The 21,374-nt window shown below is 66.2% G+C and carries 23 protein-coding genes and 1 tRNA gene; 13 read left to right on the top strand and 11 right to left on the bottom strand.

Annotation, left to right across the window (positions count from 1 at the left end; all coding sequences use genetic code 11):
- The first annotated feature begins 11 nt into the window (after window positions 1-11).
- Both P7644_RS16380 and P7644_RS16375 read left to right on the top strand, forming a co-directional pair.
- Complete coding sequence (locus P7644_RS16380; protein WP_404300306.1) at window positions 12-671, top strand: c-type cytochrome; 660 nt, start codon at window positions 12-14, stop codon at window positions 669-671.
- Window positions 672-1,127: 456 nt separating this feature from the next.
- A complete protein-coding gene (locus tag P7644_RS16375) occupies window positions 1,128-2,024 on the top strand; it encodes a universal stress protein (protein WP_404300305.1) in 897 nt (298 codons plus the stop codon).
- Here P7644_RS16375 and P7644_RS16370 read toward each other — a convergent pair.
- Together P7644_RS16370 and P7644_RS16365 are read right to left on the bottom strand one after the other, a co-directional pair.
- The gene (locus tag P7644_RS16370) at window positions 1,985-2,419 is read right to left on the bottom strand and encodes a DUF1841 family protein (protein ID WP_404300304.1); all 435 of its coding nucleotides are present in this window, start codon (window positions 2,417-2,419) and stop codon (window positions 1,985-1,987) included. The two genes, P7644_RS16375 and P7644_RS16370, sit on opposite strands and share 40 nt — an antisense overlap.
- An 11-nt stretch (window positions 2,420-2,430) precedes the next feature.
- Window positions 2,431-3,228 (bottom strand): IclR family transcriptional regulator, encoded by a 798-nt coding sequence (locus P7644_RS16365; RefSeq protein WP_404300303.1) that lies wholly within the window; start codon window positions 3,226-3,228, stop codon window positions 2,431-2,433.
- A gap of 102 nt (window positions 3,229-3,330) precedes the next feature.
- Between P7644_RS16365 and P7644_RS16360 the strand changes: the two genes are divergently transcribed.
- The 4 genes from P7644_RS16360 (at window position 3,331) to P7644_RS16345 (ending at window position 7,036) form a co-directional block, all read left to right on the top strand.
- Complete coding sequence (locus P7644_RS16360; protein WP_404300302.1) at window positions 3,331-4,023, top strand: 3-oxoacid CoA-transferase subunit A; 693 nt, start codon at window positions 3,331-3,333, stop codon at window positions 4,021-4,023.
- A 30-nt stretch (window positions 4,024-4,053) separates the two neighbouring features.
- On the top strand, window positions 4,054-4,710 hold the full coding sequence (locus P7644_RS16355) for a 3-oxoacid CoA-transferase subunit B (RefSeq protein WP_404300301.1): 657 nt from the start codon (window positions 4,054-4,056) through the stop codon (window positions 4,708-4,710).
- Window positions 4,711-4,787: 77 nt separating this feature from the next.
- Window positions 4,788-5,990, top strand: a complete 1,203-nt coding sequence (gene pcaF, locus P7644_RS16350; RefSeq protein WP_404300300.1) for a 3-oxoadipyl-CoA thiolase — start codon at window positions 4,788-4,790, stop codon at window positions 5,988-5,990.
- Between the two features lie 53 nt (window positions 5,991-6,043).
- A complete protein-coding gene (locus P7644_RS16345; protein ID WP_404300299.1) occupies window positions 6,044-7,036 on the top strand; it encodes a Bug family tripartite tricarboxylate transporter substrate binding protein in 993 nt (330 codons plus the stop codon).
- A 230-nt stretch (window positions 7,037-7,266) separates the two neighbouring features.
- On the opposite strand, the gene P7644_RS16340 is transcribed toward P7644_RS16345, so the two are convergent.
- Both P7644_RS16340 and P7644_RS16335 read right to left on the bottom strand, forming a co-directional pair.
- Window positions 7,267-7,343, bottom strand: a tRNA-Pro gene (locus P7644_RS16340).
- 23 nt (window positions 7,344-7,366) lie between these two features.
- Window positions 7,367-8,350: a polyprenyl synthetase family protein gene (locus P7644_RS16335; RefSeq protein ID WP_404300298.1), complete on the bottom strand. Its 984-nt coding sequence runs from the start codon at window positions 8,348-8,350 to the stop codon at window positions 7,367-7,369.
- Window positions 8,351-8,518: 168 nt separating this feature from the next.
- On the opposite strand from P7644_RS16335, the gene rplU reads away from it, so the two are divergent.
- The 4 genes from rplU (at window position 8,519) to proB (ending at window position 11,541) form a co-directional block, all read left to right on the top strand.
- Window positions 8,519-8,830 (top strand): 50S ribosomal protein L21, encoded by a 312-nt coding sequence (gene rplU, locus P7644_RS16330; RefSeq protein ID WP_367066026.1) that lies wholly within the window; start codon window positions 8,519-8,521, stop codon window positions 8,828-8,830.
- 20 nt (window positions 8,831-8,850) lie between these two features.
- On the top strand, window positions 8,851-9,108 hold the full coding sequence (gene rpmA / locus P7644_RS16325) for a 50S ribosomal protein L27 (RefSeq protein WP_404300297.1): 258 nt from the start codon (window positions 8,851-8,853) through the stop codon (window positions 9,106-9,108).
- Window positions 9,109-9,257: 149 nt separating this feature from the next.
- Window positions 9,258-10,331 (top strand): Obg family GTPase CgtA, encoded by a 1,074-nt coding sequence (gene cgtA / locus P7644_RS16320; protein WP_404300296.1) that lies wholly within the window; start codon window positions 9,258-9,260, stop codon window positions 10,329-10,331.
- 76 nt (window positions 10,332-10,407) lie between these two features.
- Entirely contained in the window at window positions 10,408-11,541 is a 1,134-nt protein-coding gene (gene proB / locus P7644_RS16315) for a glutamate 5-kinase (protein WP_404300295.1), read from the top strand.
- A gap of 62 nt (window positions 11,542-11,603) precedes the next feature.
- On the opposite strand, the gene P7644_RS16310 is transcribed toward proB, so the two are convergent.
- Window positions 11,604-12,275 carry an RNA pyrophosphohydrolase gene (locus P7644_RS16310; protein WP_404300294.1) on the bottom strand — a complete coding sequence of 224 codons (672 nt, stop codon included), beginning with the start codon at window positions 12,273-12,275 and terminating at the stop codon, window positions 11,604-11,606.
- Between the two features lie 90 nt (window positions 12,276-12,365).
- Here P7644_RS16310 and P7644_RS16305 point away from each other — a divergent pair, with 90 nt between their 5' ends.
- Both P7644_RS16305 and P7644_RS16300 read left to right on the top strand, forming a co-directional pair.
- Complete coding sequence (locus P7644_RS16305; protein WP_404300293.1) at window positions 12,366-14,111, top strand: proline--tRNA ligase; 1,746 nt, start codon at window positions 12,366-12,368, stop codon at window positions 14,109-14,111.
- A complete protein-coding gene (locus P7644_RS16300; RefSeq protein WP_404300292.1) occupies window positions 14,108-14,752 on the top strand; it encodes a lytic transglycosylase domain-containing protein in 645 nt (214 codons plus the stop codon). The genes P7644_RS16305 and P7644_RS16300 overlap by 4 nt, the downstream gene beginning before the upstream one ends.
- On the opposite strand, the gene P7644_RS16295 is transcribed toward P7644_RS16300, so the two are convergent.
- From P7644_RS16295 to hemA, 6 genes are all read right to left on the bottom strand, one after another.
- Window positions 14,728-16,053: a hemolysin family protein gene (locus P7644_RS16295; RefSeq protein WP_404303231.1), complete on the bottom strand. Its 1,326-nt coding sequence runs from the start codon at window positions 16,051-16,053 to the stop codon at window positions 14,728-14,730. The two genes, P7644_RS16300 and P7644_RS16295, sit on opposite strands and share 25 nt — an antisense overlap.
- A gap of 38 nt (window positions 16,054-16,091) precedes the next feature.
- Entirely contained in the window at window positions 16,092-17,099 is a 1,008-nt protein-coding gene (locus P7644_RS16290) for an AAA family ATPase (protein WP_404300291.1), read from the bottom strand.
- A gap of 133 nt (window positions 17,100-17,232) precedes the next feature.
- Window positions 17,233-17,562, bottom strand: a complete 330-nt coding sequence (gene grxD, locus P7644_RS16285) for a Grx4 family monothiol glutaredoxin (protein ID WP_404300290.1) — start codon at window positions 17,560-17,562, stop codon at window positions 17,233-17,235.
- Window positions 17,563-17,610: 48 nt separating this feature from the next.
- On the bottom strand, window positions 17,611-18,462 hold the full coding sequence (gene prmC, locus P7644_RS16280; RefSeq protein ID WP_404300289.1) for a peptide chain release factor N(5)-glutamine methyltransferase: 852 nt from the start codon (window positions 18,460-18,462) through the stop codon (window positions 17,611-17,613).
- Between the two features lie 57 nt (window positions 18,463-18,519).
- The gene (gene prfA, locus P7644_RS16275) at window positions 18,520-19,599 is read right to left on the bottom strand and encodes a peptide chain release factor 1 (protein ID WP_404300288.1); all 1,080 of its coding nucleotides are present in this window, start codon (window positions 19,597-19,599) and stop codon (window positions 18,520-18,522) included.
- Window positions 19,600-19,698: 99 nt separating this feature from the next.
- On the bottom strand, window positions 19,699-21,021 hold the full coding sequence (gene hemA, locus P7644_RS16270; RefSeq protein WP_404300287.1) for a glutamyl-tRNA reductase: 1,323 nt from the start codon (window positions 21,019-21,021) through the stop codon (window positions 19,699-19,701).
- Between the two features lie 73 nt (window positions 21,022-21,094).
- Between hemA and P7644_RS16265 the strand changes: the two genes are divergently transcribed.
- Window positions 21,095-21,373 (top strand): hypothetical protein, encoded by a 279-nt coding sequence (locus P7644_RS16265; protein WP_404300286.1) that lies wholly within the window; start codon window positions 21,095-21,097, stop codon window positions 21,371-21,373.
- The last annotated feature ends 1 nt before the right edge of the window (window position 21,374 follow it).

Here is a 21,374-nt window from a genome sequence, read left to right as displayed (position 1 = left end):
GTGCGCGCAAAATGAATAAAACACTGACCACCCTACTGGGCCTGTCTGTCGCTTGTGCGACCGGCTTGCTTGGCGCCCAGGAGATCAAGGGCGATGCCAAGGCCGGCGCGGGCAAGATTGCCATGTGCATTGGCTGTCACGGCATTCCGGGCTATCAGGCCACCTTTCCGCAGGTGCACAAGGTGCCGATGATCTCGGGCCAGGGTGGCAGATATATCGAATCGGCACTCCAGGCCTACAAGAAGGGCGAGCGCAAGCACCCCACCATGCGCGGCATTGCCGACACGCTGACCGAGCAGGACATTGCCGACCTGGCCGCCTACTACGCCGAACATGGCAAGCCGGGCGAGCTGCAGCCCAGGCCCGCGCGCGAGCCCGATGCCCAGGTGGCGCAGCTGCTGCAAAAGGGCGCCTGCGTGTCCTGCCATGGCGAGAACTTCTCCAAGCCCATCGATCCGTCCTATCCCAAGATCGCGGGTCAATATGCCGACTACCTGTTCGTGGCCCTGAAGTCCTACAAGGGCGATCAGGGCGCCTATGTGGGGCGCTCCAATGGCGTGATGGCCGGCATTGCCAAGCAGTTCACCAATGCCGAGCTCAAGGCCCTGGCGGCTTATGTGGGCTCGCTGGACGGCAGCCTGCAGGTGGTGCCCGAGCGGCGGTTCCGTTGAGGCGGCGGCATTGCGCCGCAGCGTAGCCAAGGCCCGCTGGCGCATTTGCAGTTTTGTCAAATGCACGCGCTTATCTGGCACGAAGCATGCTGGAATCCTTGTCGCTCATAGGGTTATTTTTTACAATAGCGCCCATGCGTTTTCTGGTTTCCACCCCCTGTGTGCGTATCGCGCGGCTTGCATCGGCAGTCGCGGCGATGGCGCGCGCCATGCGCAGGGACGGTGCCTTGAAGCCCGCGGCGCCGGCCCCGCATCCCTAGGCCCGGCGGTTCCTCTCCTGTCCCGATCTCAAGCGTCACGCAGTACCGCCGGGCTCACCGCATGGGTGTGCCAGGGTCTTGTGCGCGCCATGCGCCCGGCCATTCTTGATGCGCCACTTTCGTCGTCGACGCCTTGCCCACGGCATGCCTTGCGGCCTGCCATCGTCCCCGTCTGAGCGAACAGGAGTCTTGCAGCATGCGCCTTCACACCATTGTGGCCCTCACCGATTTTTCCTCTGTCGCCGAGCAGGCGCTGGAGCGCGCCGCGCTGCTGGCGGTTGCGCACCAGGCGCGGCTGCACATCCTGTATGGCGCCGAGGTGCGGGATCCGAAGTTCGTCGATCCCCAGGCGCGGCTGGAGCAGCGTGCGCGCCAGCTGGCGCGCCGCCACGATGTGCCCGTGACGGCACTGGACCATGGTGACGTGGGCGTGGCCGAAGTCGTCCTGCATGCGGCGCGGGATGCCGATCTGCTGGTCTTGCATGGAGGCCTGGTTGCGGGTCTGGCCGTCTGGTGGCGCGGCGGCATCCTGGCGCAACTGCTGCACTCGAGCCCCTGCCCGGTGCTGGTGGTGCGGCAGGACGCGCAGGGCGCCTACGCCCATGTGCTGGTGGACGTGGATGCGTCGCCCGCTGCCAGGGCACTGGTGCGCTATGCCGGGGCGCTGGACGCGGCGGCCGGGGTGGAGCTGTTTCATAAACCCGGCATGCATGAGCAGCTTGCGTCGGGTGTGGCCGATATGCTGCAGGCCTATCGCGACGAGCTGCGCCGTCTGGGGCGGGAGCGACGCGTGCGCCTGTCGGACGTGTTCGATGCGCGGCGCAATCGCGTTGGCTTGAAACTGCGCATGAGCGCGCAGGATGCGGCGCGGCAACTGGCCGTGCAGCAGCATCGCTCGGGTGCGGACCTGGTGGCGCTCGCGCAGCAGCGCCGCGGCTGGCTGGGCCATGTGCTGCGGGGTGGCATGGTGCGGCGCCTGTTGGCCGGCGTGGCTTGCGATGTGCTGGTCTACCCGCATGACGCACCCCAGGCCGTCCAGCGCGGGCAGGAGGCTCAGTCGCGCGTGGCGCGGCGCTGCACGCATGCGACATAGGCGTCGCCGTCGGGCGCGCGGCCCGCGCGCTGCGCCTCCCACAGCATGGTGCCCAGGCATTCCATGGCCGCGTGGTGGGCGTCGTGCAGTGAGTCCAGGCGGCGGCTGAGCAGCTCCACGGCCTGGCGTATGCCGCGCGGCTGGTCGATGCTGCACTGCTCGCTGATCGACAGGTGCATGGACAGGTGCAGGAAGGGGTTGGTGCGCGTCGGCGTCTCGTCGTAGTTGCGCACCAGGGCGGCGTCCACGTCGGCCAGCTCGGCGTGGTACTCGGGATGCTCGGCGATCCACAGGGCGGCCAGCGTCTCCATGGCGTCCATGGGCTGGCCGGCCTGCTGCTTGGCATGGGCGGCGCAAAAAAAGCGGCGCACGTCGGCTTGGGTGGGGTTGAACATGGGAGCTAAGCTTACCGCGTGCCCAGCATGCGTGAGATGGTCTGGGCGGTGGCCAGCAGCTCGGGCAGCAGCTGCTCGCGCAGCAGCTCGATGCTGGTGCGGTTGGCCTGGCCGCTGATGTTCAGCGCCGCGACCACGGCGCCCGCGCGGTTCTTCAGCGGCGCGGCCACCGAGATCAGGCCTTCCTCGAGCTCCTGGTCCACCAGGCACCAGCCCTGGACACGCGCCTCGGTGATGCGCGCCAGCAGCGTCTCGTCGTCCAGCGCCGTGTGGCGCGTGAACGGCTGGCGCGGCAGGCGGGCCAGGCGCGCGCGCAACTCGTCTTCGGGCAGGGCGGCCAGCAGCACTCGGCCCATGGAGGTCCAGAACGCCGGCAGGCGCGAGCCCACGGCCAGGTTGGTGCTCATGATCTTGTGGGTGTGCACGCGCAGCACGTAGACGATATCGAGGCCGTCGAGCACGGCGGCCGAGCAGGACTCGCGCACGCGGTCGGTGAGGGCCTCCATCAGCGGCTCGGCCAGGTCCCAGATCGGCATCGAGCTCAGGTAGGCGAAGCCCAGGTCCAGGATGCGCGGCGTGAGTCGGAACAGCCGGCCGTCGCTCTCCAGGTAGCCCAGGGTCTGCAGCGTGAGCAGGATGCGCCGCGCCCCGGCGCGCGTGAGCCCGGTGCGCGCGGCCACCTCGCTCAGCGTCTGCTGCGGCGCGCTGGCACTGAAGGAGCGGATCACCTCCAGGCCGCGCGCAAAGGATTGCACGTAGTTGTCCCCTGGTTTGTGGGGATTACGGATGGGGAGGGGGGTGTCAATCATGGCGATTTGTCCTAGAATTCATTATACGAACATTTGTTCTATATACGAACAAATCACGCCGGCCCCGGGCCGGCTTCTCTTTTCTTCACTACACGACGAGACATGATCAACAAGATTGCGGATTCGGTCGCCCAGGCGCTGTCGGGCGTGCAGGACGGCGCCACGGTGCTGATTGGCGGCTTTGGTACTTCGGGCAACCCGATCGAGCTGATCGACGGCCTGATTGCCCATGGCGCGCGCGAGCTCACCGTGGTCAACAACAACGCCGGCAATGGCGACGCGGGCCTGGCGGCGCTGCTGAAAAGCGGCCAGGTGCGCAAGATCATCTGCAGCTTTCCGCGCCAGGCCGACAGCTATGTGTTCGACGAGCTCTACCGCAGCGGCAAGATCGAACTCGAACTCGTGCCCCAGGGCAACCTGGCTGAGCGCATGCGCGCCGCCGGCGCCGGCGTGGGCGCCTTCTTCTGCCCCACGGCCTATGGCACCGAACTGGCCAAGGGCAAGGAGACGCGCGAGATCAACGGCAAGCACTATGTGCTCGAGTACCCCATCTACGGCGACGTGGCGCTGGTCAAGGCCGAAAAGGGCGACCGCTGGGGCAACCTGATCTACCGCATGTCGGCGCGCAACTTCGGCCCCGTGTGCGCCATGGCCGCCAAGCACACCGTGGCCACCGTGCATGAGCTGGTGGAGCTGGGCGAGCTGGACCCCGAGGCCGTGGTCACCCCCGGCATCTTCGTGAGCCAGGTGGTCAAGGTGCCGCGTGTCGCCACCAAGGCCGGTGGTATCAGGTAATAAAACGCCTCAAGCGCAGGAGATAAAAGCGTGAGCAACTATCAAAAACGAAGCAAGAACGAACTGGCCGCACGCGTGGCCCAGGACATTTTCGACGGTGCCTATGTGAACCTGGGCATTGGCCAGCCGACCCTGGTGGCGAATCACCTGCCGGCCGGGCGCGAGGTGGTGCTGCATTCCGAGAACGGCATCCTGGGCATGGGCCCGGCGCCTGCCGCGGGCCAGGAGGACTATGACCTGACGAATGCCGGCAAGCAGCCCGTGACGCTGCTGCCCGGCGGCTGCTATTTCCACCACGCCGACAGCTTCGCCATGATGCGCGGCGGCCATCTGGACATCTGCGTGCTCGGTGCCTTCCAGGTATCAAGCACGGGCGACCTGGCCAACTGGAGCACGGGCGAGCCCGGCGCCATTCCCGCCGTGGGCGGCGCCATGGACCTGGCCGTGGGCGCCAAGTCCACCTGGGTGATGATGGACCTGCTGACCAAGACCGGCGAGTGCAAGGTGGTCAAGGAATGCAGCTACCCGCTCACCGGCCTGGCCTGCGTCAAGCGCATCTACACCGACCTGTGCACGCTGGAATGCACTGCCGAAGGCCTGCGCCTGATCGACACCGTGCCGGGCCTGTCGCACGAGGAGCTCGAGCGCATCGTCGGCCTGCCGATCCAGCCCGCTATTCAGCAATAAGTATCAAATAGGCCTCCAGCGCTTGTCCATAAAGCGTTGGCAGCTCACTTTTTTAAATTCACCTCCTGCGAGACACCATGACCCAAGCCTTCATCTGCGACGCCATCCGCACCCCCTTCGGCCGCTACGGCGGTGCGCTCGCCGGCGTGCGCACCGACGATCTGGGCGCCCTGCCCATCAAGGCGCTGATGGAGCGCAACCCCGGCGTGGACTGGAAGGCGGTGGACGACGTGCTTTACGGCTGCGCCAACCAGGCCGGCGAGGACAACCGCAACGTGGCCCGCATGGCGGTCCTGCTGGCGGGCCTGCCCATAGCCGTGCCCGGCGCCACCATCAACCGCCTGTGCGGCTCGGGCCTGGACGCCGTGGGCTCCGCCGCGCGTGCCATCAAGTCGGGTGAAGCGCGCCTGATGATTGCCGGCGGCGTGGAGAGCATGAGCCGCGCCCCGTTCGTCATGCCCAAGGCGGACACGGCCTTCAGCCGCAGCAACGCCGTGTACGACACCACGATCGGCTGGCGCTTCGTCAACAAGCTGATGAAGGCGCAGTACGGCGTGGACTCCATGCCCGAGACGGCCGAGAACGTGGCTGACGATTTCAAGATCGAGCGCGAGGCCCAGGACCGCATGGCCCTGGCGAGCCAGCAAAAGGCCGCCGCCGCCATCGCCGCCGGCCACCTGGCGCGCGAGATCGTGCCCGTGACGCTGGCGCAGAAGAAGGGCGAGCCCATCGTCGTCAGCCAGGACGAGCACCCGCGCGCCACCACGCTGGAGGCGCTGGCCAAACTCAAGGGCGTGGTGCGTCCTGACGGCACGGTCACGGCAGGCAATGCCAGCGGCGTGAACGACGGTGCCTGCGCCCTGCTGCTGGCCAATGAGGCGGCCGCCAAGCAATACGGGCTGACGCCGCGCGCCCGCGTGGTCGGCATGGCCACGGCCGGCGTGGCGCCGCGCATCATGGGCTTCGGGCCCGCCCCGGCCGTGCGCAAGGTGCTGGAACTTACCGGCCTGAGCCTGGCACAAATGGACGTGATCGAACTCAACGAAGCCTTCGCCGCCCAGGGCCTGGCCGTGCTGCGCGATCTGGGCATTGCCGACGATGACAAGCGCGTGAACCAATGGGGCGGCGCGATCGCCCTGGGCCACCCGCTGGGCGCCTCGGGTGCGCGCCTGGCGAGCACCGCCGTGAACCAGCTGCATACCTTCGGTGGGCGCTATGCGCTGTGCACCATGTGCATAGGCGTGGGCCAGGGCATTGCCGTGGTGCTGGAGCGCGTGTGAGCGCAGGCGGTGCCGCCACCCTTTCATTTCATTTGACCGACACAGGAAACACCATGACCCAACACCGTTACATCGCACGCCGCACCCTGCTGGCCAGCCTGGCCGTGGCCGCCGCCGGCGCGCTGCCCCTGGGCGCCGCCGCGCAGAACTACCCCACCAAGCCCGTGACCATCATCGTGCCGTTCTCGGCCGGCGGCACCACCGACATCCTGGCGCGCATCGTCGGCCAGGGCCTGACGGCCGAGCTGGGCCAGCCCGTCGTGGTGGACAACAAGCCCGGCGCGGGCGGCAACATTGGTGGATCGCTGGCCGCCAAGGCCGCGCCCGACGGCTACACCCTGTTCATGGGCACGGTGGGCACGCACGCCATCAACCAGGCGCTGTACAAGAAGATGCCCTTCGACCCGGTGAAGGACTTTGCCCCGCTGTCGCGCGTGGCCACGGTGCCCAACCTGCTGGTGGCCCACCCGAGCCAGCCCTTCAAGACCGTCAAGGAAATGATTGCCTACGCCAAGGCCAACCCCGGCAAGATCACCTTTGGCTCGCCCGGCAGCGGCGCGTCGCCGCACGTGTCGGGCGAACTGTTCAAGAGCATGACCGGCACCGACCTGCTGCATGTGCCCTACAAGGGCAGCGCGCCGGCCATGACCGACCTGCTGGGCGGCCAGACTTCCATCATGTTCGACAACATGCCCTCGGCCATCCAGCATGTGCGCTCGGGCAAGCTGCGCCCCATCGCCGTGACCACGGCCAAGCGCTCCCCCGAGCTGCCCGACGTGCCCACCATCGCCGAGGCCGGCGTGCCGGGCTACGAGGCCACCTCCTGGTTTGGCATGTTCGCGCCGGCCGCCACCCCGAAGCCGGTGCTGGACAAGCTCAACGCCGCGCTGATCAAGGTGCTGAATCAGGCCGACGTAAAGAAGAAGATCGCCGAGCAGGGTGGCGACGTAGTGGCCGAGACGCCGGCGCAGTTTGCTGCCTTCATCAAGAGCGAAAGCACCAAGTGGGGCAAGGTGGTGAAGGAGTCGGGCGCCACGGTCGATTGATTGTCGATTGACCCTGCCACTATCGATATGAGAGCCTGTACCGCCCATCACATGGGCGGTACAGGCTTTTATTTTGTGTCTCTTTCATTTGTAGGCAGTGTGCTTATACGGACCCGCTTGCGGTGCCGTTGAATCCCGGCCGTTTGGCGCAGAATTGGCACAGAAGCGCCAGAAAGCAAAACAGCCGCGTCGTGGCGGCTGTTCTAAGTCCTTGATTTGCAAGGTATTTCTGGTCGGGGTGAGAGGATTCGAACCTCCGGCCTCTACGTCCCGAACGTAGCGCTCTACCAGGCTAAGCTACACCCCGATGTGTCTTTGAGCGACCAAAACTCAAGTTCGGCGCTCAAGAAGCTGAGCCGCCAATTGTAGCAAACCTTCGCTGTATGAATTGATTGGCAGCTTGGCTGCGGCATCCATCGCCAATTGGGCCTGTGTGGCGGCGGCTTTGCGGGTGGCGGTAAGGGCGCCCGTGTCTCGGATGATGGCCACGACGCGTTGCAGTTCATCGGTGGAGCCGGTCGCAATCACGTTGCGCAGCAGTTCCCGCTGCTCGGCAGTGCAGCGCTGCATGGCGATGATGACCGGCAGCGTCACCTTGCCTTCGCGCAGGTCGTCACCCAGGTTTTTCCCCATTTCCTGGGCGTCGCCGTCGTAGTCAAGCACATCGTCGATGACCTGGAAGGCTGTGCCCAGAGCCTGGCCGTAGTCGGCGCAGGCCTGTTCGATGTCGGGTGTACTGCCGGCCAAGATAGCGGCGAGCCGTGCGCTGGCCTCGAACAGCTTGGCGGTCTTGGAGCGTATGACGTTGAGGTATCCTGCCTCGTCCAGGGATGCATCATGGGCGTTCATGAGCTGCTGGACCTCGCCCTCGGCGATCACGTTGGTTGCGTCGGCCAGCACTTCCATCACACGCAGGCTATGCGTGTCCACCATCATCTGGAATGAGCGGGTGTGTAGAAAATCACCCACCAGCACGCTGGCGGGATTGCCGAAGCTTTCGTTGGCCGTGGGGCGGCCGCGGCGCAGGGTGGATTCATCCACCACATCGTCGTGCAGCAGGGTGGCAGTGTGAATAAGCTCCACCACGGCGGCCAGGTTGAAGCGCTGTGCCCCCTGGTAGCCGAGGGCGCCACTCATCAGCAACAAGAGTGCCGGGCGCAGGCGCTTGCCGCCGGCCGAAATGATGTAGCGGGCCACTTCACCCACCAGCGGAACGGACGATTGAAGGCGCAATGCAATGACCTTGTCCACCTCCCGCATGTCGTCGGCAATCAGGGCGAGGGTGGCGGCGGTGCTGGGGGAGTTGGCGGCCAAGGTGTTTGTTGGTGTGAAGGGAAATCGGAGATTATATGAAGTGGTTGTGGCGCTCCTGGAGTGCACAGGGCCGGTGTACCATGGTGTAGCGTGTTCGTTTCGAACGTAGTAGAATTACGGGCTCTGTAGAAATTCGTCTTACAGAATTCCAACTCAGATGAGGTTTACATGTACGCGGTCATAAAAACCGGTGGCAAGCAGTATCGCGTTGCTGCCGGCGAAAAAATTAAGGTAGAACAGATTGCTGCGGAAGTGGGCCAGGAAATCGTGATCGACCAGGTTTTGGCAGTCGGCAACGGCGCTGAACTCAAGGTGGGCACGCCCCTGGTGTCCGGCGCAACGGTGAAGGCCACGGTCGTGGCCCATGGCAAGCACGACAAGGTGCGCATCTTCAAGCTGCGTCGTCGCAAGCACTACGCAAAGCACCAAGGCCATCGCCAGCAGTTCACCGAGCTGCAGATCCAGGCGATTGCCGCTTGAACAGCTAAGGAGCTTTAGTCATGGCACAGAAAAAAGGCGGCGGCTCTACGCGAAACGGGCGCGATTCCAAGCCCAAGATGCTTGGTGTGAAGGCTTACGGTGGTGAGCTGATCAGCGCAGGCTCCATCATCGTGCGTCAACGCGGCACGCGCATCCACCCTGGCGTGAACGTCGGCGTGGGCAAGGATCACACGCTGTTCGCCCTGGTGGACGGTCATGTATCCTTCAGCACGAAGGGCGCATTGTCCAAGCACACGGTCAGCGTGACACAGGCCTAAGGCCTGCTGCATCATTGATGCGATTGCAAAGCCCCGACTTGTCGGGGCTTTGTTGTTTTCAGCGCGGGTGCGGCTTCAGTGAAGACACCCGGCGATAGCACCCACGGCCCATCGGGCAGCGTGGGGGCGGTTTTGTAAACTGGATACCCATGAAGTTCGTCGATGAAGCCTTTATCGACATTGCCGCCGGTGACGGTGGCAATGGTTGCGTGTCGTTTCGGCATGAAAAATACAAGGAATTCGGTGGGCCCGATGGCGGCGATGGCGGGCGGGGCGGCCATGTGTTTGCCGTTGCCGACCCCAATCTCAATACCCTGGTGGACTTTCGTTTCTCGCGCCGCCACGAGGCCAAGCGCGGCGAACATGGCAAGGGTTCGGACATGTTTGGTGCGGCAGGCAGCGACATCACGCTCAAGATGCCGGTGGGCACCATCATCAGCGATGCGAATACCGGCGAGCTGCTATATGAACTGCTCACGCCGGGCGAAGTGGTCACTATTGCCAAGGGCGGTGACGGCGGTTTCGGCAACCTGCGCTTCAAGAGTGCCATCAACCGCGCGCCACGCCAGAAGACGCCGGGCTGGCCCGGCGAGCGCAAGAATCTGAAGCTTGAGCTGAAGGTGTTGGCGGACGTGGGGCTGCTGGGCATGCCCAATGCCGGCAAGTCCACCTTCATCGCCGCGGTTTCCAACGCGCGGCCAAAGATCGCCGACTACCCGTTCACCACGCTGCACCCCAATCTGGGTGTGGTACGTGTGGGGCCCGAGCAAAGCTTTGTGGTCGCCGACATCCCTGGCCTGATCGAGGGCGCGTCCGAGGGCGCGGGTCTGGGCCACCAGTTCCTGCGCCACCTGCAGCGCACGCGGCTGCTGCTGCACGTGGTGGACATGGCGCCCTTCGATGACGCCATCGATCCCGTGGCGCAGGCCAAGGCCATCGTGGCCGAGCTCAAGAAGTACGATGCCCAGCTTTATGAGAAGCCGCGCTGGCTGGTGCTCAACAAGCTGGATATGGTGCCCGCCGAGGAGCGCGCCGCGCGCGTCAAGGACTTCGTCAAGCGCTTCAAGTGGAAGGGGCCGGTGTTTGAGATCTCGGCCCTGACGCGCGAGGGCTGCGATCCCCTGGTGAAGGCGATCTACCAGCATGTACATGCCCAGCAACTGGCGCAAAATGCCCCGGCCGAGATAGACCCCAGGTTTGCCGGACAAGATTCCCAAGGCTGATGCTTGTTTGATTTGCTATATTTTCAATAGCTTTATGCGCTTTTTGTATAAGCGCTAGAGCAATATTTTGATCAAAATGGTTTCCAGTGTCTTGCGCGACGCACGTCGCATCGTGGTTAAAGTGGGCTCCAGCCTTGTCACCAATGAGGGGCGCGGCCTGGACGAGGTCGCCATTGGCGAGTGGAGCCGCCAGCTCGCGGCCCTGGTGCGCGGCGAGGGTGGTGCGCCGCGAGAGGTCATCATGGTCTCCAGCGGCGCCGTCGCCGAGGGCATGAAGCGCCTGGGCTGGTCCAGCCGCCCCAGCGAAATCCATGAACTGCAGGCCGCCGCCGCCGTGGGGCAGATGGGCCTGGCGCAGATGTACGAGACCAAGCTGCGCGAGCAGGCCATGGGCAGCGCCCAGGTGCTGCTGACCCACGCCGACCTGGCCGACCGTGAGCGCTACCTGAATGCCCGCTCCACCCTGTTGACCCTGCTGCAGTTGGGCGTGGTGCCGGTGATCAACGAAAACGACACCGTGGTCACGGACGAGATCAAATTCGGTGACAACGACACCCTGGGCGCCCTGGTGGCCAACCTGGTGGAGGCCGACGCCCTGGTCATACTGACCGACCAGAAAGGCTTGTACACCGCCGACCCGCGGCGCGATCCGCAGGCGCAGTTCGTGCATGAGGCCAAGGCCGGCGACCCGGCGCTGGAGGTCATGGCCGGCGGCGCGGGCTCCAGCATAGGCAAGGGCGGCATGCTGACAAAAATAGTAGCGGCCAAGCGTGCGGCGGGCTCGGGTGCCTCCACCGTGATCGCCTGGGGGCGTGAGCCCGACGTGCTGCTGCGCCTGGCGCGCGGCGAGGCCATAGGGACGCTGCTGGTGGCGCAGACACAGAAACAGCAGGCGCGCAAGCAATGGATGGTGGACCATTTGCAGCTGCGTGGCGCGGTGACCGTGGATGCCGGTGCGGCGGTCAAATTGCGCGATGAGGGCAAGAGCCTGCTGCCCATAGGCATGGTGGCCGTGGAAGGAGATTTCGTGCGCGGCGACGTGATCGCCGTGCGCGACGCGGGCGGTGCCGAGATCGCCCGCGGCCTGGCCAACTACGCGAGCGCCGAGGCGCGCCTGCTGTGCCGCAAGCCCTCGTCAGAATTCGAGCGTCTGCTGGGCTATGCGGCCGAGCCGGAAATGGTGCACCGCGACAACATGGTGGTGTCCTGACAGCGGCTGCGCCGCGCCGACTGTCGTGACTTTGAACAGGCTCTTAGGGCGTGTTTACGATCTTACTTGCGCGGTGTGGTGTGCGGCGTATCTGCCAGCGGCGCAGGCATGCTGTTTTGCGGATCGGGATCAAAGCTCGCCCCGGGCGGCAACTCCATGCCCGGCTTGACCAGCAGCGAGCCGGCGCGATGCATCAATGCCTGGCTGCCTTCGGGGTCGCGTGCACGCATGCCGCTGCGCAGGTAGCGGTTGCGCTGTTCAAAGCGCGGCAGAAAGCGCGCCAGCTCGGTCAGCGCCATCTCGTAGACGCCGCGCTTGAACTCCACCACCACATCCAGGGGCACCCAGTAGTCGTTCCAGCGCCAGGCGTCGAACTCTGGGTGGTCGGTGGCGCGCAGGTTCAGATCCCAGTCGTGACCCAACAGCTGCAGCAGGTACCAGATCTGTTTCTGTCCGCGATAGTGGCCGCGCGCGTCGCGGCGGATGTACCTGTCAGGCACCTCGTAGCGCAACCAGTCCCGAGTGCGGGCAATCACACGTACCTGATTGGGCTGCAGTCCCACCTCTTCGTGCAGTTCGCGGAACATGGCCTGCTCCGGGTTTTCTCCGCGGTCTATGCCGCCTTGAGGGAACTGCCAGCTGTGGGTGCGTATGCGCTTGCCCCAGAATACCTGGTTTTTCTGGTTGAGCAGGATGATGCCGACGTTTGGGCGGAAGCCGTCCCGGTCAAGCATAATCTAACCCCAATTCTTTAAAACTGTGGTCATTATGCACGCTGCCCCGCACGCGGCAAGCGAAGCGCCCACAGTTGCCGAGCGCGTTCGATGAAAGCTTCCCAATTCTTCATTTCCACCTTGAAAGAGGCTCCGGCGGACGCCGAAGTCGTCAGCCACAAACTCATGATGCGGGCCGGCCTGATCAAGAAGCTGGGGGCAGGCATCTACAGCTACATGCCCATGGGGCTGCGCGTGATCCGCAAGGTCGAATCCATAGTGCGCGAGGAGATGAACCGCGCCGGCGCCGTGGAATGCACCATGCCCGTGGTGCAGCCCGCCGAGCTGTGGCAAGAGACCGGGCGTTTCGAGAAGATGGGCCCGGAGCTGCTGCGCATCCAGGATCGCCACGGGCGCGACTTCATCATCCAGCCCACGAGCGAGGAAGTGGTCACTGACATCGCGCGCCAGGAGCTGCGCAGCTACAAGCAGCTGCCCAAGAACCTCTACCAGATCCAGACCAAGTTCCGCGACGAGCGCCGTCCGCGTTTTGGCCTGATGCGCGGGCGTGAGTTCACGATGAAGGACGCCTACAGCTTCGACCGCGATCAGGCGGCGGCCAAGGCCAGCTACCAGGTGATGGCCCAGGCCTACCGGCGCATCTTCGACCGCTTCGGCCTCTCTTACCGTGCCGTGGCGGCCGACTCTGGCGCCATTGGCGGCGACCTGAGCGAGGAGTTCCAGGTGATCGCCGCCACGGGCGAGGACGCCATCGTCTACTGCCCAGCGAGCGATTACGCGGCCAATATGGAAAAGGCCGAGGCCCTGGCGCCCGCCGGCCCGCGCCCGGCCGCGGCCGCGCCCATGACCAAGACGCCGACGCCCGGCAAGGCCACCTGCGCCGAGGTGGCAGAGCTTTTGGGCGTGCCCTTGTGCACCACCGTCAAGTCGCTGGTGCTGGCCACCGATGAGACCAACGAGGCAGGCGAGATCACCCGGTCCCAGGTCTGGTTGCTGCTGCTGCGCGGCGACCATGACATGAACGAGATCAAGGTTTCCAAGGTGGCTGGCCTGGACAAGGGCTTTCGCTTTGCCACCGTGGCCGAGATCGAGGCGCATTTCGGTGCCAGGCCCGGCTACCTCGGCCCCATCGGCCTGCTGCAACCGGTCAAGATCGTCGCCGACCGCGAAGTGGCGCTGATGGCCGACTGGGTCTGCGGTGCCAACGAGGAAGACTTCCACATCACCGGCGTGAACTGGGGCCGCGACCTGCCCGAGCCCGAGCTGGTGGCCGACCTGCGCAACGTGGTTGCGGGCGACCTGTCGCCCGACGGCAAGGGGGTGCTGGCCATCGAGCGCGGCATCGAGGTCGGCCATGTGTTCTACCTGGGCACCAAGTATTCCAGGGCCATGAACGCCACCTTCCTGGGCGAGGACGGCAAGCCGGCCTTCTTCGAGATGGGCTGCTATGGCATCGGCATCACCCGCCTGCCCGCCGCCGCCATCGAGCAGAACCATGACGAGCGCGGCATCATCTGGCCCGATGCGATCGCGCCCTTCACCGTGGTGATCTGCCCCATCGGCATGGACCGCAGCGCCGAGGTCAAGGCCGTGGCCGAGAAGCTGCATGGCGAACTGCTGGTCGCCGGGGTCGACGTCATCCTGGACGACCGCGGCGAGCGTCCCGGCGCCATGTTTGCCGACTGGGAACTGATCGGCGTGCCGCACCGCATCACCATTGGCGACAAGGGCCTCAAGGAAGGCCAGGTCGAATACCAGCATCGCCGCGACGCCAGCGCCACCAAGGTGGGCGTGGCCGAGATCCTGGCCCATGTGAAGGAGCGCGTGGCGGCATGACGGCGGGTTTGCCGCGCCGCGCCTGCCTGGCGGCACTGGCCGCAGGCCCCGCCGCCTGGCTGGGCCTGCCGACGGCGGCGCATGCCGGCGGACAGCTCGAAGAGCCGCTGATGGATTCCGTGCGCACCGCGCTCAGCTCCGCCGTGGCCGACCTGGGGCCGCCCGAGCCGCTGTTTGCCAGCACCGAGGCGCGTCTGGCCTACCTGCGCTGGCTGGGCGCCATGAGCGAGCGTCTGCGCCCCAGAAAACCCGACTGGGAGCTGCGGCGCGACTTCCTGCAGACCGTCTGGTATGAGTCCAAGCGCGCAGGGTTGGATGTGTCCCTGGTCCTGGGCCTGATCCAGGTGGAGAGTGCGTTTCGCAAATTCGCCGTCTCCAGCGTGGGTGCGCGCGGCTATATGCAGGTCATGCCGTTCTGGACGCGCGTGATCGGCGATGGCGACGCAGGCAAGTTGTTCCAGATGCAGACCAACCTGCGCTTTGGCTGCGTCATCCTGCGCCACTACCTGGACCGCGAGGGGGGCGACCTGTACATGGCGCTGGGCCGCTACAACGGCAGCCGTGGCAAGCCACCCTATCCGAACGCGGTGTTCGCGGCGCAGCGCCGCTGGGACTTTCAGGATCGCGCCGCGTCGGCCTGAGCCTCGGCCGGTGCAGCGACGAGCCGCGAGACCATGACCTGGTCAATGCGGTAGCTATCCACGTCCAGCACCTCGAACTTGTAGCCACCAACGGTCACGCTGTCGGTGCGCCGCGGCACGCGGCGCAGCATCACCATCAGGAAGCCGGCCAGGGTTTCGTAGTCCTCGGCATGCGGCAGCTCGTCGAGTTGCAGCACATGCAGCACGTCCTCGATGGGGGCCGTGCCGTCGATGAGCCAGGAGTTTTCGTCGCGGCGCACGATCTGCTCCTCGTCCGCCGGCCCAACCAGGTCGCCCATCACCGTGCTCATCACATCGTTCAGCGTGACCACGCCCACCACCCGGCTGTACTCGTTGACGATGACGGCGAAGTCCTCGTGCACCTGGCGGAAATGCGTCAGCACCTCGGCCAGCGACAGGCGGTCGGGCACGATCAGCACCTTGCGTACCAGGCCCTCGTCGGCCAGCGAGATGGGCAGGTTGTTCAGCGCGCGCTGGAACAGGTCCTTGGCGTCCACATAGCCCACCACATGGTCGATGTCGCCGTCGCACACGGGGTAGGTGGAAAAGGGCTCGGCGGCGATGCGCGCGCGGATCAGCTTGTCGGTGTCGTCGCGCCGGAAGAAGGCGATGCGCTCGCGCAGCGTCATGGCCGAGGTCACGCTGCGCGAATCGAGCTCGAACACGTTGGCGATCACCTGCTGCTCCGGCGCGGCCAGCACGCCGGCGCGCGCGCCGGCCTCGGTCATGGCCAGGATGTCCTCGGGCGTGATGCGGTCGTCGCGCTGGCTGGGCAGGCCGGTCAGGCGCAGCAGCAGGTCGGCGCTGCGGTTGTAGAACCAGACAATGGGGCGGAACAACGCCATGCAGCCCTGCATGGGGCGCACCACGCGCAGCGCCACCACCTCCGGGTGAGCCATGCCCAGGCGTTTGGGCAGCAGGTCGGCAAACAGGATGAACAGCGAGGTCACGGCCAGGAAGGAGCCCACGAAGCCCAGGGTCTGGGCCGTGCTCTCGGGCAGCCACAGCGCCAGCAGGGCGCCGAAGTGGGGGCTCAGTGCCCCCTCGCCGACGATGCCGCCCAGGATGGCGACGGCGTTCTGCCCGATCTGCACCACGGTGAAGTATTCGCCGGGCTGGTCCTGCACCTGCAGCACGCGTTCGGAGCGCGCATCACCTTCGTCGGCCAGCTGGCGCAGGCGCAGGCGGCGCGATGCGGCGAGGGAAATTTCCGCCATCGAGAAAAAGGCGCTGGCGGCGATTAGCAGGGCAATGAGGAGCAGGCTGTGGGTCAGTGTCAAGGTCATGGGCGCACCATGACGGGCAGTGTAGCCGGCGCTTATTGCATGAAGCCGATGTGTCCCTTGCCGCAGGACATGCGCGGCAGGTCGCCCGTCTCCACGCGCTCGCGCTGCTCCAGGCGGGCATTGCCAAAGCCGGTCATGAGCGCGCGCCGCATCTCGCGCGGGGGCATCCGGGCCAGCAGGTCCAGCACGTCGGACCGCGGTTCGGGCTCGAACAGGCGGCCCCAGTCATGCTCGGCGCGTATGGACTGGTACAGCCGCTGCGCGATGGCGCGCGCCTGGGACGGCGTGGGCGGCTGCACCGCAAAGACGTTCATGCGGTTCAGTATCGGGTCGGGAATGGCGCGCTCGTCATTCGCCGTGGTGATCCAGATGACCTGGCTGGCGTCTATGGCCACGTCGGCGAACTCGTCGGTGAAGCTCTGGGCCGTGTCGTGCTCCAGCAGCGCGTAGAGCGCGCCCAGCGGGTCGTATTGCGCGTCGCCCGCGGCCTTGTCGATCTCGTCGACCACGATCACCGGGTTGGCGTATTCGCCCTCCACCAGGGTCTCGAACACCTTGCCCGGGCGCGCGCCCTTCCACTGCGACGACGAGCCCGACAGCAGCCAGCCGGCCGTCATCGAGCTCATGGGCACCAGGTTCATGCCCGTGCCCAGCAGGGCCGCGAGCTGGCGCGCGAAATGCGTCTTGCCTATGCCGGGCGCGCCCAGCAGCAGCATGGGCGTGACCTCCAGGCCGTCGCGGCTGTCCTGGGCCAGGGCCACCTGGCGGCGCACGTCGTCGAGGACCTCGATGAAGTTGGGCAGCTGCTCATACAGGCCGGCCATGTCGGGCAGGCCGGCGGGCTTGACCTGGAAGCGCTCGGGGCCGCGCTCGAGCATGCGCTCATACACCGAGCGCAGCTGCTCATGGTCGCGCTGGGCGCCGGCCTCCTGCAGCCGTGCGAGCTTGCGCGCCACATCCGCTGGCCGGAACACGTTGCGCATCTGGGCCACGGGCAGGCTCAGGGCGGGGGCTTGCGGTACAAGGCTGTGGCTGGTCATGTCATGCTCCCGTAGGCAGTGGACAGGCCCATTCAAGCACAGTGCGGCGCCGGCGTTTGTCGGATAAATCCCGTAGGACGGCGGGCACAAAAAAGCCGCTCCTGGGAGCGGCTCTCGGCGTGGCGGTGGACTATCAGGCCTGGCTGGACGTGCCCAGCACCTGCTGCAACTCGCCCGACTCGTACATCTCCATCATGATGTCCGAGCCGCCGATGAATTCACCCTTCACATACAGCTGGGGGATGGTGGGCCAGTTGCTGAAGTCCTTGATGCCCTGGCGGATCTCGTCGTCCTCCAGCACGTTCACGGAGGCGATGTCCTTGGGGTCCACGCCGCAGGCCTTGAGGATCTGCACGGCGCGGCCCGAGAAGCCGCACATGGGAAAGTTGGTGTTGCCCTTCATGAACAGCAGGATGTCGTTGGTCTTGACCAGTTGCTCAATGCGTTGTTTGGCGTCGCTCATGGGATTCTCCTGAAATGGGGGCGGCCCGACAGGCCGGCTAGCCGGTGATTATTTCACTGTGGGCGATAGCCCTACTGGCATTGACCCGCCGCTGCATCGGGCTATGCCGGCCAGGTCCATGCGGCTTTGTACCTGATCGAAGCCCGCCGCGCGCAACAGCGCCTGGACCGCCTGCGCCTGGTCCCAGCCATGCTCCAGCAGCAGCCAGCCGCCCGGAGCCAGCGTGGCCGGTGCCTGGGCGATGATGTTGCGGATATCTTGAAGCCCGTCGGCGCCGCTGGCCAGGGCCGACAGGGGCTCGTGCGTGAGCGCGGCCAGGTGCGGGTCGGCGGCGGGGATATAGGGCGGGTTGCTGACGATGGCGTCGAACGGACCGGCCAGGCCCGCGAGCCAGTCGCCCTGCACGCACTGCACCGGCAGGCCGAGCCGCAGCGCGTTGGCGCGGGCCACGGCCAGGGCGCCGGCGCTGGCGTCCACGGCCAGCACGCGGGCGTCGGGGCGCTGCTGTTGTATGGCCAGGGCGATGGCGCCGCTGCCCGTGCCCAGGTCGGCCACGCGCGGGGCCGGGCAGGGGGCGAGCAGCTCCAGCGCCCATTCCACCAGGGTTTCGGTGTCCGGGCGCGGGTCCAGCACGCGCGCATCGACCTGCAGCGGCAGGCCGAAGAATTCCTTGCGGCCCGTGAGATAGGCCACCGGCTCGCCGCCCGCACGCCGCGCGCACAGGGCGTGCCAGCGCGCCAGCGCGCCCTCATCCATGGCGTCGCCGTCGTGCATGAGCAGCCAGGCGCGGTCGTGGCTGGGCCGGTCCAGCACATGCAGCAGCAGCATCTGCGCGTCGATGCGCGCCAGGCCCGCGGCCTGGGCCTGGGCGAGTGCCTGGGCGATGGTGGTCGAAGGCATTGATGCTCTGTTATCAATAGCTGGTTGCGCTTTACTGGCGGGTGTTATAGCCGGAAATCAATCCAAACCCAACTCGGCCAGCAGTTCCGCCTCGCGCGCATGCTGCAGGGCCTGCAGCACATCGCCCAGATCACCCTCCATGATGGCCAGCAGCTTGTACAGCGTGAGGTTGATGCGGTGGTCGGTGAGCCGCCCCTGCGGGAAGTTGTAGGTGCGGATGCGGTCGCTGCGGTCGCCTGAGCCTACCAGGCCCTTCCTCAGCGCGGCCTCCTTGGCGGCGCGCTCGCTGCGCTCCTTCTCCTGGATGCGTGCCTGCAGCACCTGCAGCGCCTTGGCCTTGTTGCTGTGCTGGCTGCGCCCGTCCTGGCACTCGGCGACGATGCCGGTGGGAATGTGCACTACGCGCACGGCGGAGTCGGTCTTGTTGATGTGCTGGCCGCCCGCGCCGCTTGCGCGGAAGGTGTCGATGCGCAGGTCCGCCGGGTTCAGCGTGATGGCCTGGGTCTCGTCGGGTTCGGGCATCACGGCCACGGTGCAGGCGCTGGTGTGGATGCGGCCCTGTGTCTCGGTGGCGGGCACGCGCTGCACGCGGTGGCCGCCCGATTCGAAGCGCAGCGCGCCATACACATGCTCGCCCTCGATGCGCAGCACCACCTCCTTGTAGCCGCCCAGCTCGCTCTCGTTGGCGCTCATGACCTCGACCTTCCAGCCTTGCGTTGCCGCGTAGCGCGTGTACATGCGCGCCAGGTCTCCGGCGAACAGGGCGGACTCGTCGCCGCCCGTGCCGGCGCGGATCTCGATGAAGGCGTTGCGCTCGTCGTCCGGGTCCTTCGGTAAAAGCAGGCGCTGCAGCTCGTCCTCCAACTGCAGCAGCTCGGCGGCGGCGGCGCTGACTTCCTCCTGCGCCATCTCGGCCATGTCGGGGTCGTCAAGCATTTCCTGGGCACCCTGCAGGTCCGCCTCGCGCTGCCGGTAGCGCGCGTAGCGGCCGGCCACGGCCGTCACCTCGGCATGCTCGCGCGAGATGCTGCGGTACTGCTGCATGTCGGCCATGATGTCCTCGCGCGAGAGCAGGAAATCAAGCTCTTGCAGGCGCTGCGCGTAGCGCTCCAACTGGCTGCGGAGAAAGGGTTTCATCGGGTAGGAATAAGGGTTTGCTACTGTTTATGTAGCTGTTAGCGCTTTCTGGTAAAGCGCTATTTGCCGATTTGGCTTGAAATGCAGCGGCGGGCGCCGCTACAGCCCGTTCTTGCTTTGCGAGCGCAGGAACAGGCGCGAGACGGCCTGGGCCGTCTGGGCGCGCGCGTCGGCGTCGCCGGCGCGCAGCTCGGCCATGGTGCCGTGCAGCATTTTCTGCGTGAGGCCGCGCGACAGGGCCTCCAGCACCACGTCGATGTCCTCGCCCTTGGCCAGCAGCTTCTTGGCGCGCGCGATCTCGAGGGCGCGCCATTCGTCGGCCTGGCTGTTGAGCTGGCGGATCAGCGGCACCACGGCGCCGGACTGGCTGGCAGGGCTGCGCAGCTCCATCCAGTGCATGAAGTTTTGCACGCCGGCGTCGATGATGGCCTCGGCCTGGGCCACTGCCGCCTGGCGGTTGGCCTGGGCCGTCTGCACCACGCCGGCCAGGTCGTCCACGGTGTACAGGTACACGTCTTCGAGCTGCTGCACCTCGGGCTCGATGTCGCGCGGCACGGCCAGGTCGACCATGAAGATGGGGCGGTGGCGGCGTTTCTTCAGGGCCCGCTCCACCGCGCCCAGGCCGATGATGGGCAGGCTGGAGGCGGTGCAGCTGATGACGGCGTCGAATTCATGCAGGTGTTCGGGCAGCTCGGCCAGGCGCATGACCTCGCCGCCAAAGCGCGTGGCGAGCTTCTCGCCGCGCTCCAGCGTGCGGTTGGCGATCGCGATCTGCTTCGGGTTCTTGGCCGCGAAATGCGTGGCGCACAGCTCAATCATCTCGCCCGCGCCCACGAACAGCACGCGGATCTGCGACAGGTCCTCGAACAGCTGGCCCGCCAGGCGCACGGCGGCCGCCGCCATGCTGATGCTGTGGGCGCCGATGTCGGTGCTGGTGCGCACCTCCTTGGCCACGGCAAAGCTGCGCTGGAACAGCTGGTTCAGCGTGGTGCCCAGGGCGCCGGCGCCTTCGGCGGCGCGCACGGCGTCCTTCATCTGGCCCAGGATCTGGGCCTCGCCCAGCACCATGGAATCGAGCCCGCTGGCCACGCGAAAGGCGTGGCGCGCGACCAGGCCGTTTTCCAGGCTGTAGGAGTGCGAGCGCAGCAGCGCCGGGCTGACGCCGCCGCTGGCGGCGAGCCAGTCCAGCGTGTGGTCCAGCGCCGGGCCGGGCGTGGACATGGGGGCGGCGCAGTAGATCTCGGTGCGGTTGCAGGTGGAGATGATGGCCGTCTCCACGCTGGGGTGGCGCCCCGCGCCCTGGGACAGCGACTGGCGCAGGCCGTGCAGCGTGGGTGCCATCTGGTCCACGGCGAAGGCGAACCGTCCCCGTAGATCCAGCGGTGCGGTGTGGTGATTGATGCCGAGAGCCCAGACTGCCATAACCGGGGATTATAAAATCGACCGTGCAATCGGGCACGCTACGGTACAAATGCTTGATTTGCATCATGTTCGTATGAGCCTGCTGGCCGCCTTGAATCATCTTCTGAACTTTGTCGCCCCTGCGCTGGCGCTGGCGCTGCTGCTGGTGCTGGCCAGCCATATGTTCATGCGAAAAATGGCTAAAAAGCAGCACTGGATTGCGTCAATAGCTATCAATTTTGCGGTCGGTTGCGCCGTGTTGGGCGCCGGCCTGGTGCTGCTGGGGCGCGACGGCAGGATGGTCACCTACGCCGCGCTGGTGCTCGCCAGCGCCAGCTGCCAGTGGCTGCTGCTGCGCGCCTGGCGCGGCTGAA

The organism is Alicycliphilus denitrificans, from assembly GCF_044792555.1.
Taxonomy (GTDB): Bacteria; Pseudomonadota; Gammaproteobacteria; order Burkholderiales; family Burkholderiaceae_C; genus Alicycliphilus; species Alicycliphilus denitrificans_A.
Note: the sequence above shows the minus strand (reverse complement) of the source record. Positions and strands in the feature narration are given on the sequence as shown.

What these genes read in the sequence shown, in the direction of transcription:
- proB (WP_404300295.1), top strand. Translation starts at nt 10,408, where the DNA reads ATGGTTTCCAGTGTCTTGCGCGACGCACGTCGCATCGTGGTTAAAGTG.
- P7644_RS16380 (WP_404300306.1), top strand. Translation starts at nt 12, where the DNA reads ATGAATAAAACACTGACCACCCTACTGGGCCTGTCTGTCGCTTGTGCG.
- rplU (WP_367066026.1), top strand. Translation starts at nt 8,519, where the DNA reads ATGTACGCGGTCATAAAAACCGGTGGCAAGCAGTATCGCGTTGCTGCC.
- prfA (WP_404300288.1), bottom strand. Translation starts at nt 19,599, where the DNA reads ATGAAACCCTTTCTCCGCAGCCAGTTGGAGCGCTACGCGCAGCGCCTG.
- P7644_RS16290 (WP_404300291.1), bottom strand. Translation starts at nt 17,099, where the DNA reads ATGACCAGCCACAGCCTTGTACCGCAAGCCCCCGCCCTGAGCCTGCCC.
- P7644_RS16310 (WP_404300294.1), bottom strand. Translation starts at nt 12,275, where the DNA reads ATGCTTGACCGGGACGGCTTCCGCCCAAACGTCGGCATCATCCTGCTC.
- cgtA (WP_404300296.1), top strand. Translation starts at nt 9,258, where the DNA reads ATGAAGTTCGTCGATGAAGCCTTTATCGACATTGCCGCCGGTGACGGT.
- rpmA (WP_404300297.1), top strand. Translation starts at nt 8,851, where the DNA reads ATGGCACAGAAAAAAGGCGGCGGCTCTACGCGAAACGGGCGCGATTCC.
- P7644_RS16370 (WP_404300304.1), bottom strand. Translation starts at nt 2,419, where the DNA reads ATGTTCAACCCCACCCAAGCCGACGTGCGCCGCTTTTTTTGCGCCGCC.
- P7644_RS16300 (WP_404300292.1), top strand. Translation starts at nt 14,108, where the DNA reads ATGACGGCGGGTTTGCCGCGCCGCGCCTGCCTGGCGGCACTGGCCGCA.
- P7644_RS16375 (WP_404300305.1), top strand. Translation starts at nt 1,128, where the DNA reads ATGCGCCTTCACACCATTGTGGCCCTCACCGATTTTTCCTCTGTCGCC.
- prmC (WP_404300289.1), bottom strand. Translation starts at nt 18,462, where the DNA reads ATGCCTTCGACCACCATCGCCCAGGCACTCGCCCAGGCCCAGGCCGCG.
- P7644_RS16365 (WP_404300303.1), bottom strand. Translation starts at nt 3,228, where the DNA reads ATGATTGACACCCCCCTCCCCATCCGTAATCCCCACAAACCAGGGGAC.
- grxD (WP_404300290.1), bottom strand. Translation starts at nt 17,562, where the DNA reads ATGAGCGACGCCAAACAACGCATTGAGCAACTGGTCAAGACCAACGAC.
- P7644_RS16345 (WP_404300299.1), top strand. Translation starts at nt 6,044, where the DNA reads ATGACCCAACACCGTTACATCGCACGCCGCACCCTGCTGGCCAGCCTG.
- hemA (WP_404300287.1), bottom strand. Translation starts at nt 21,021, where the DNA reads ATGGCAGTCTGGGCTCTCGGCATCAATCACCACACCGCACCGCTGGAT.
- pcaF (WP_404300300.1), top strand. Translation starts at nt 4,788, where the DNA reads ATGACCCAAGCCTTCATCTGCGACGCCATCCGCACCCCCTTCGGCCGC.
- P7644_RS16305 (WP_404300293.1), top strand. Translation starts at nt 12,366, where the DNA reads ATGAAAGCTTCCCAATTCTTCATTTCCACCTTGAAAGAGGCTCCGGCG.
- P7644_RS16360 (WP_404300302.1), top strand. Translation starts at nt 3,331, where the DNA reads ATGATCAACAAGATTGCGGATTCGGTCGCCCAGGCGCTGTCGGGCGTG.
- P7644_RS16265 (WP_404300286.1), top strand. Translation starts at nt 21,095, where the DNA reads ATGAGCCTGCTGGCCGCCTTGAATCATCTTCTGAACTTTGTCGCCCCT.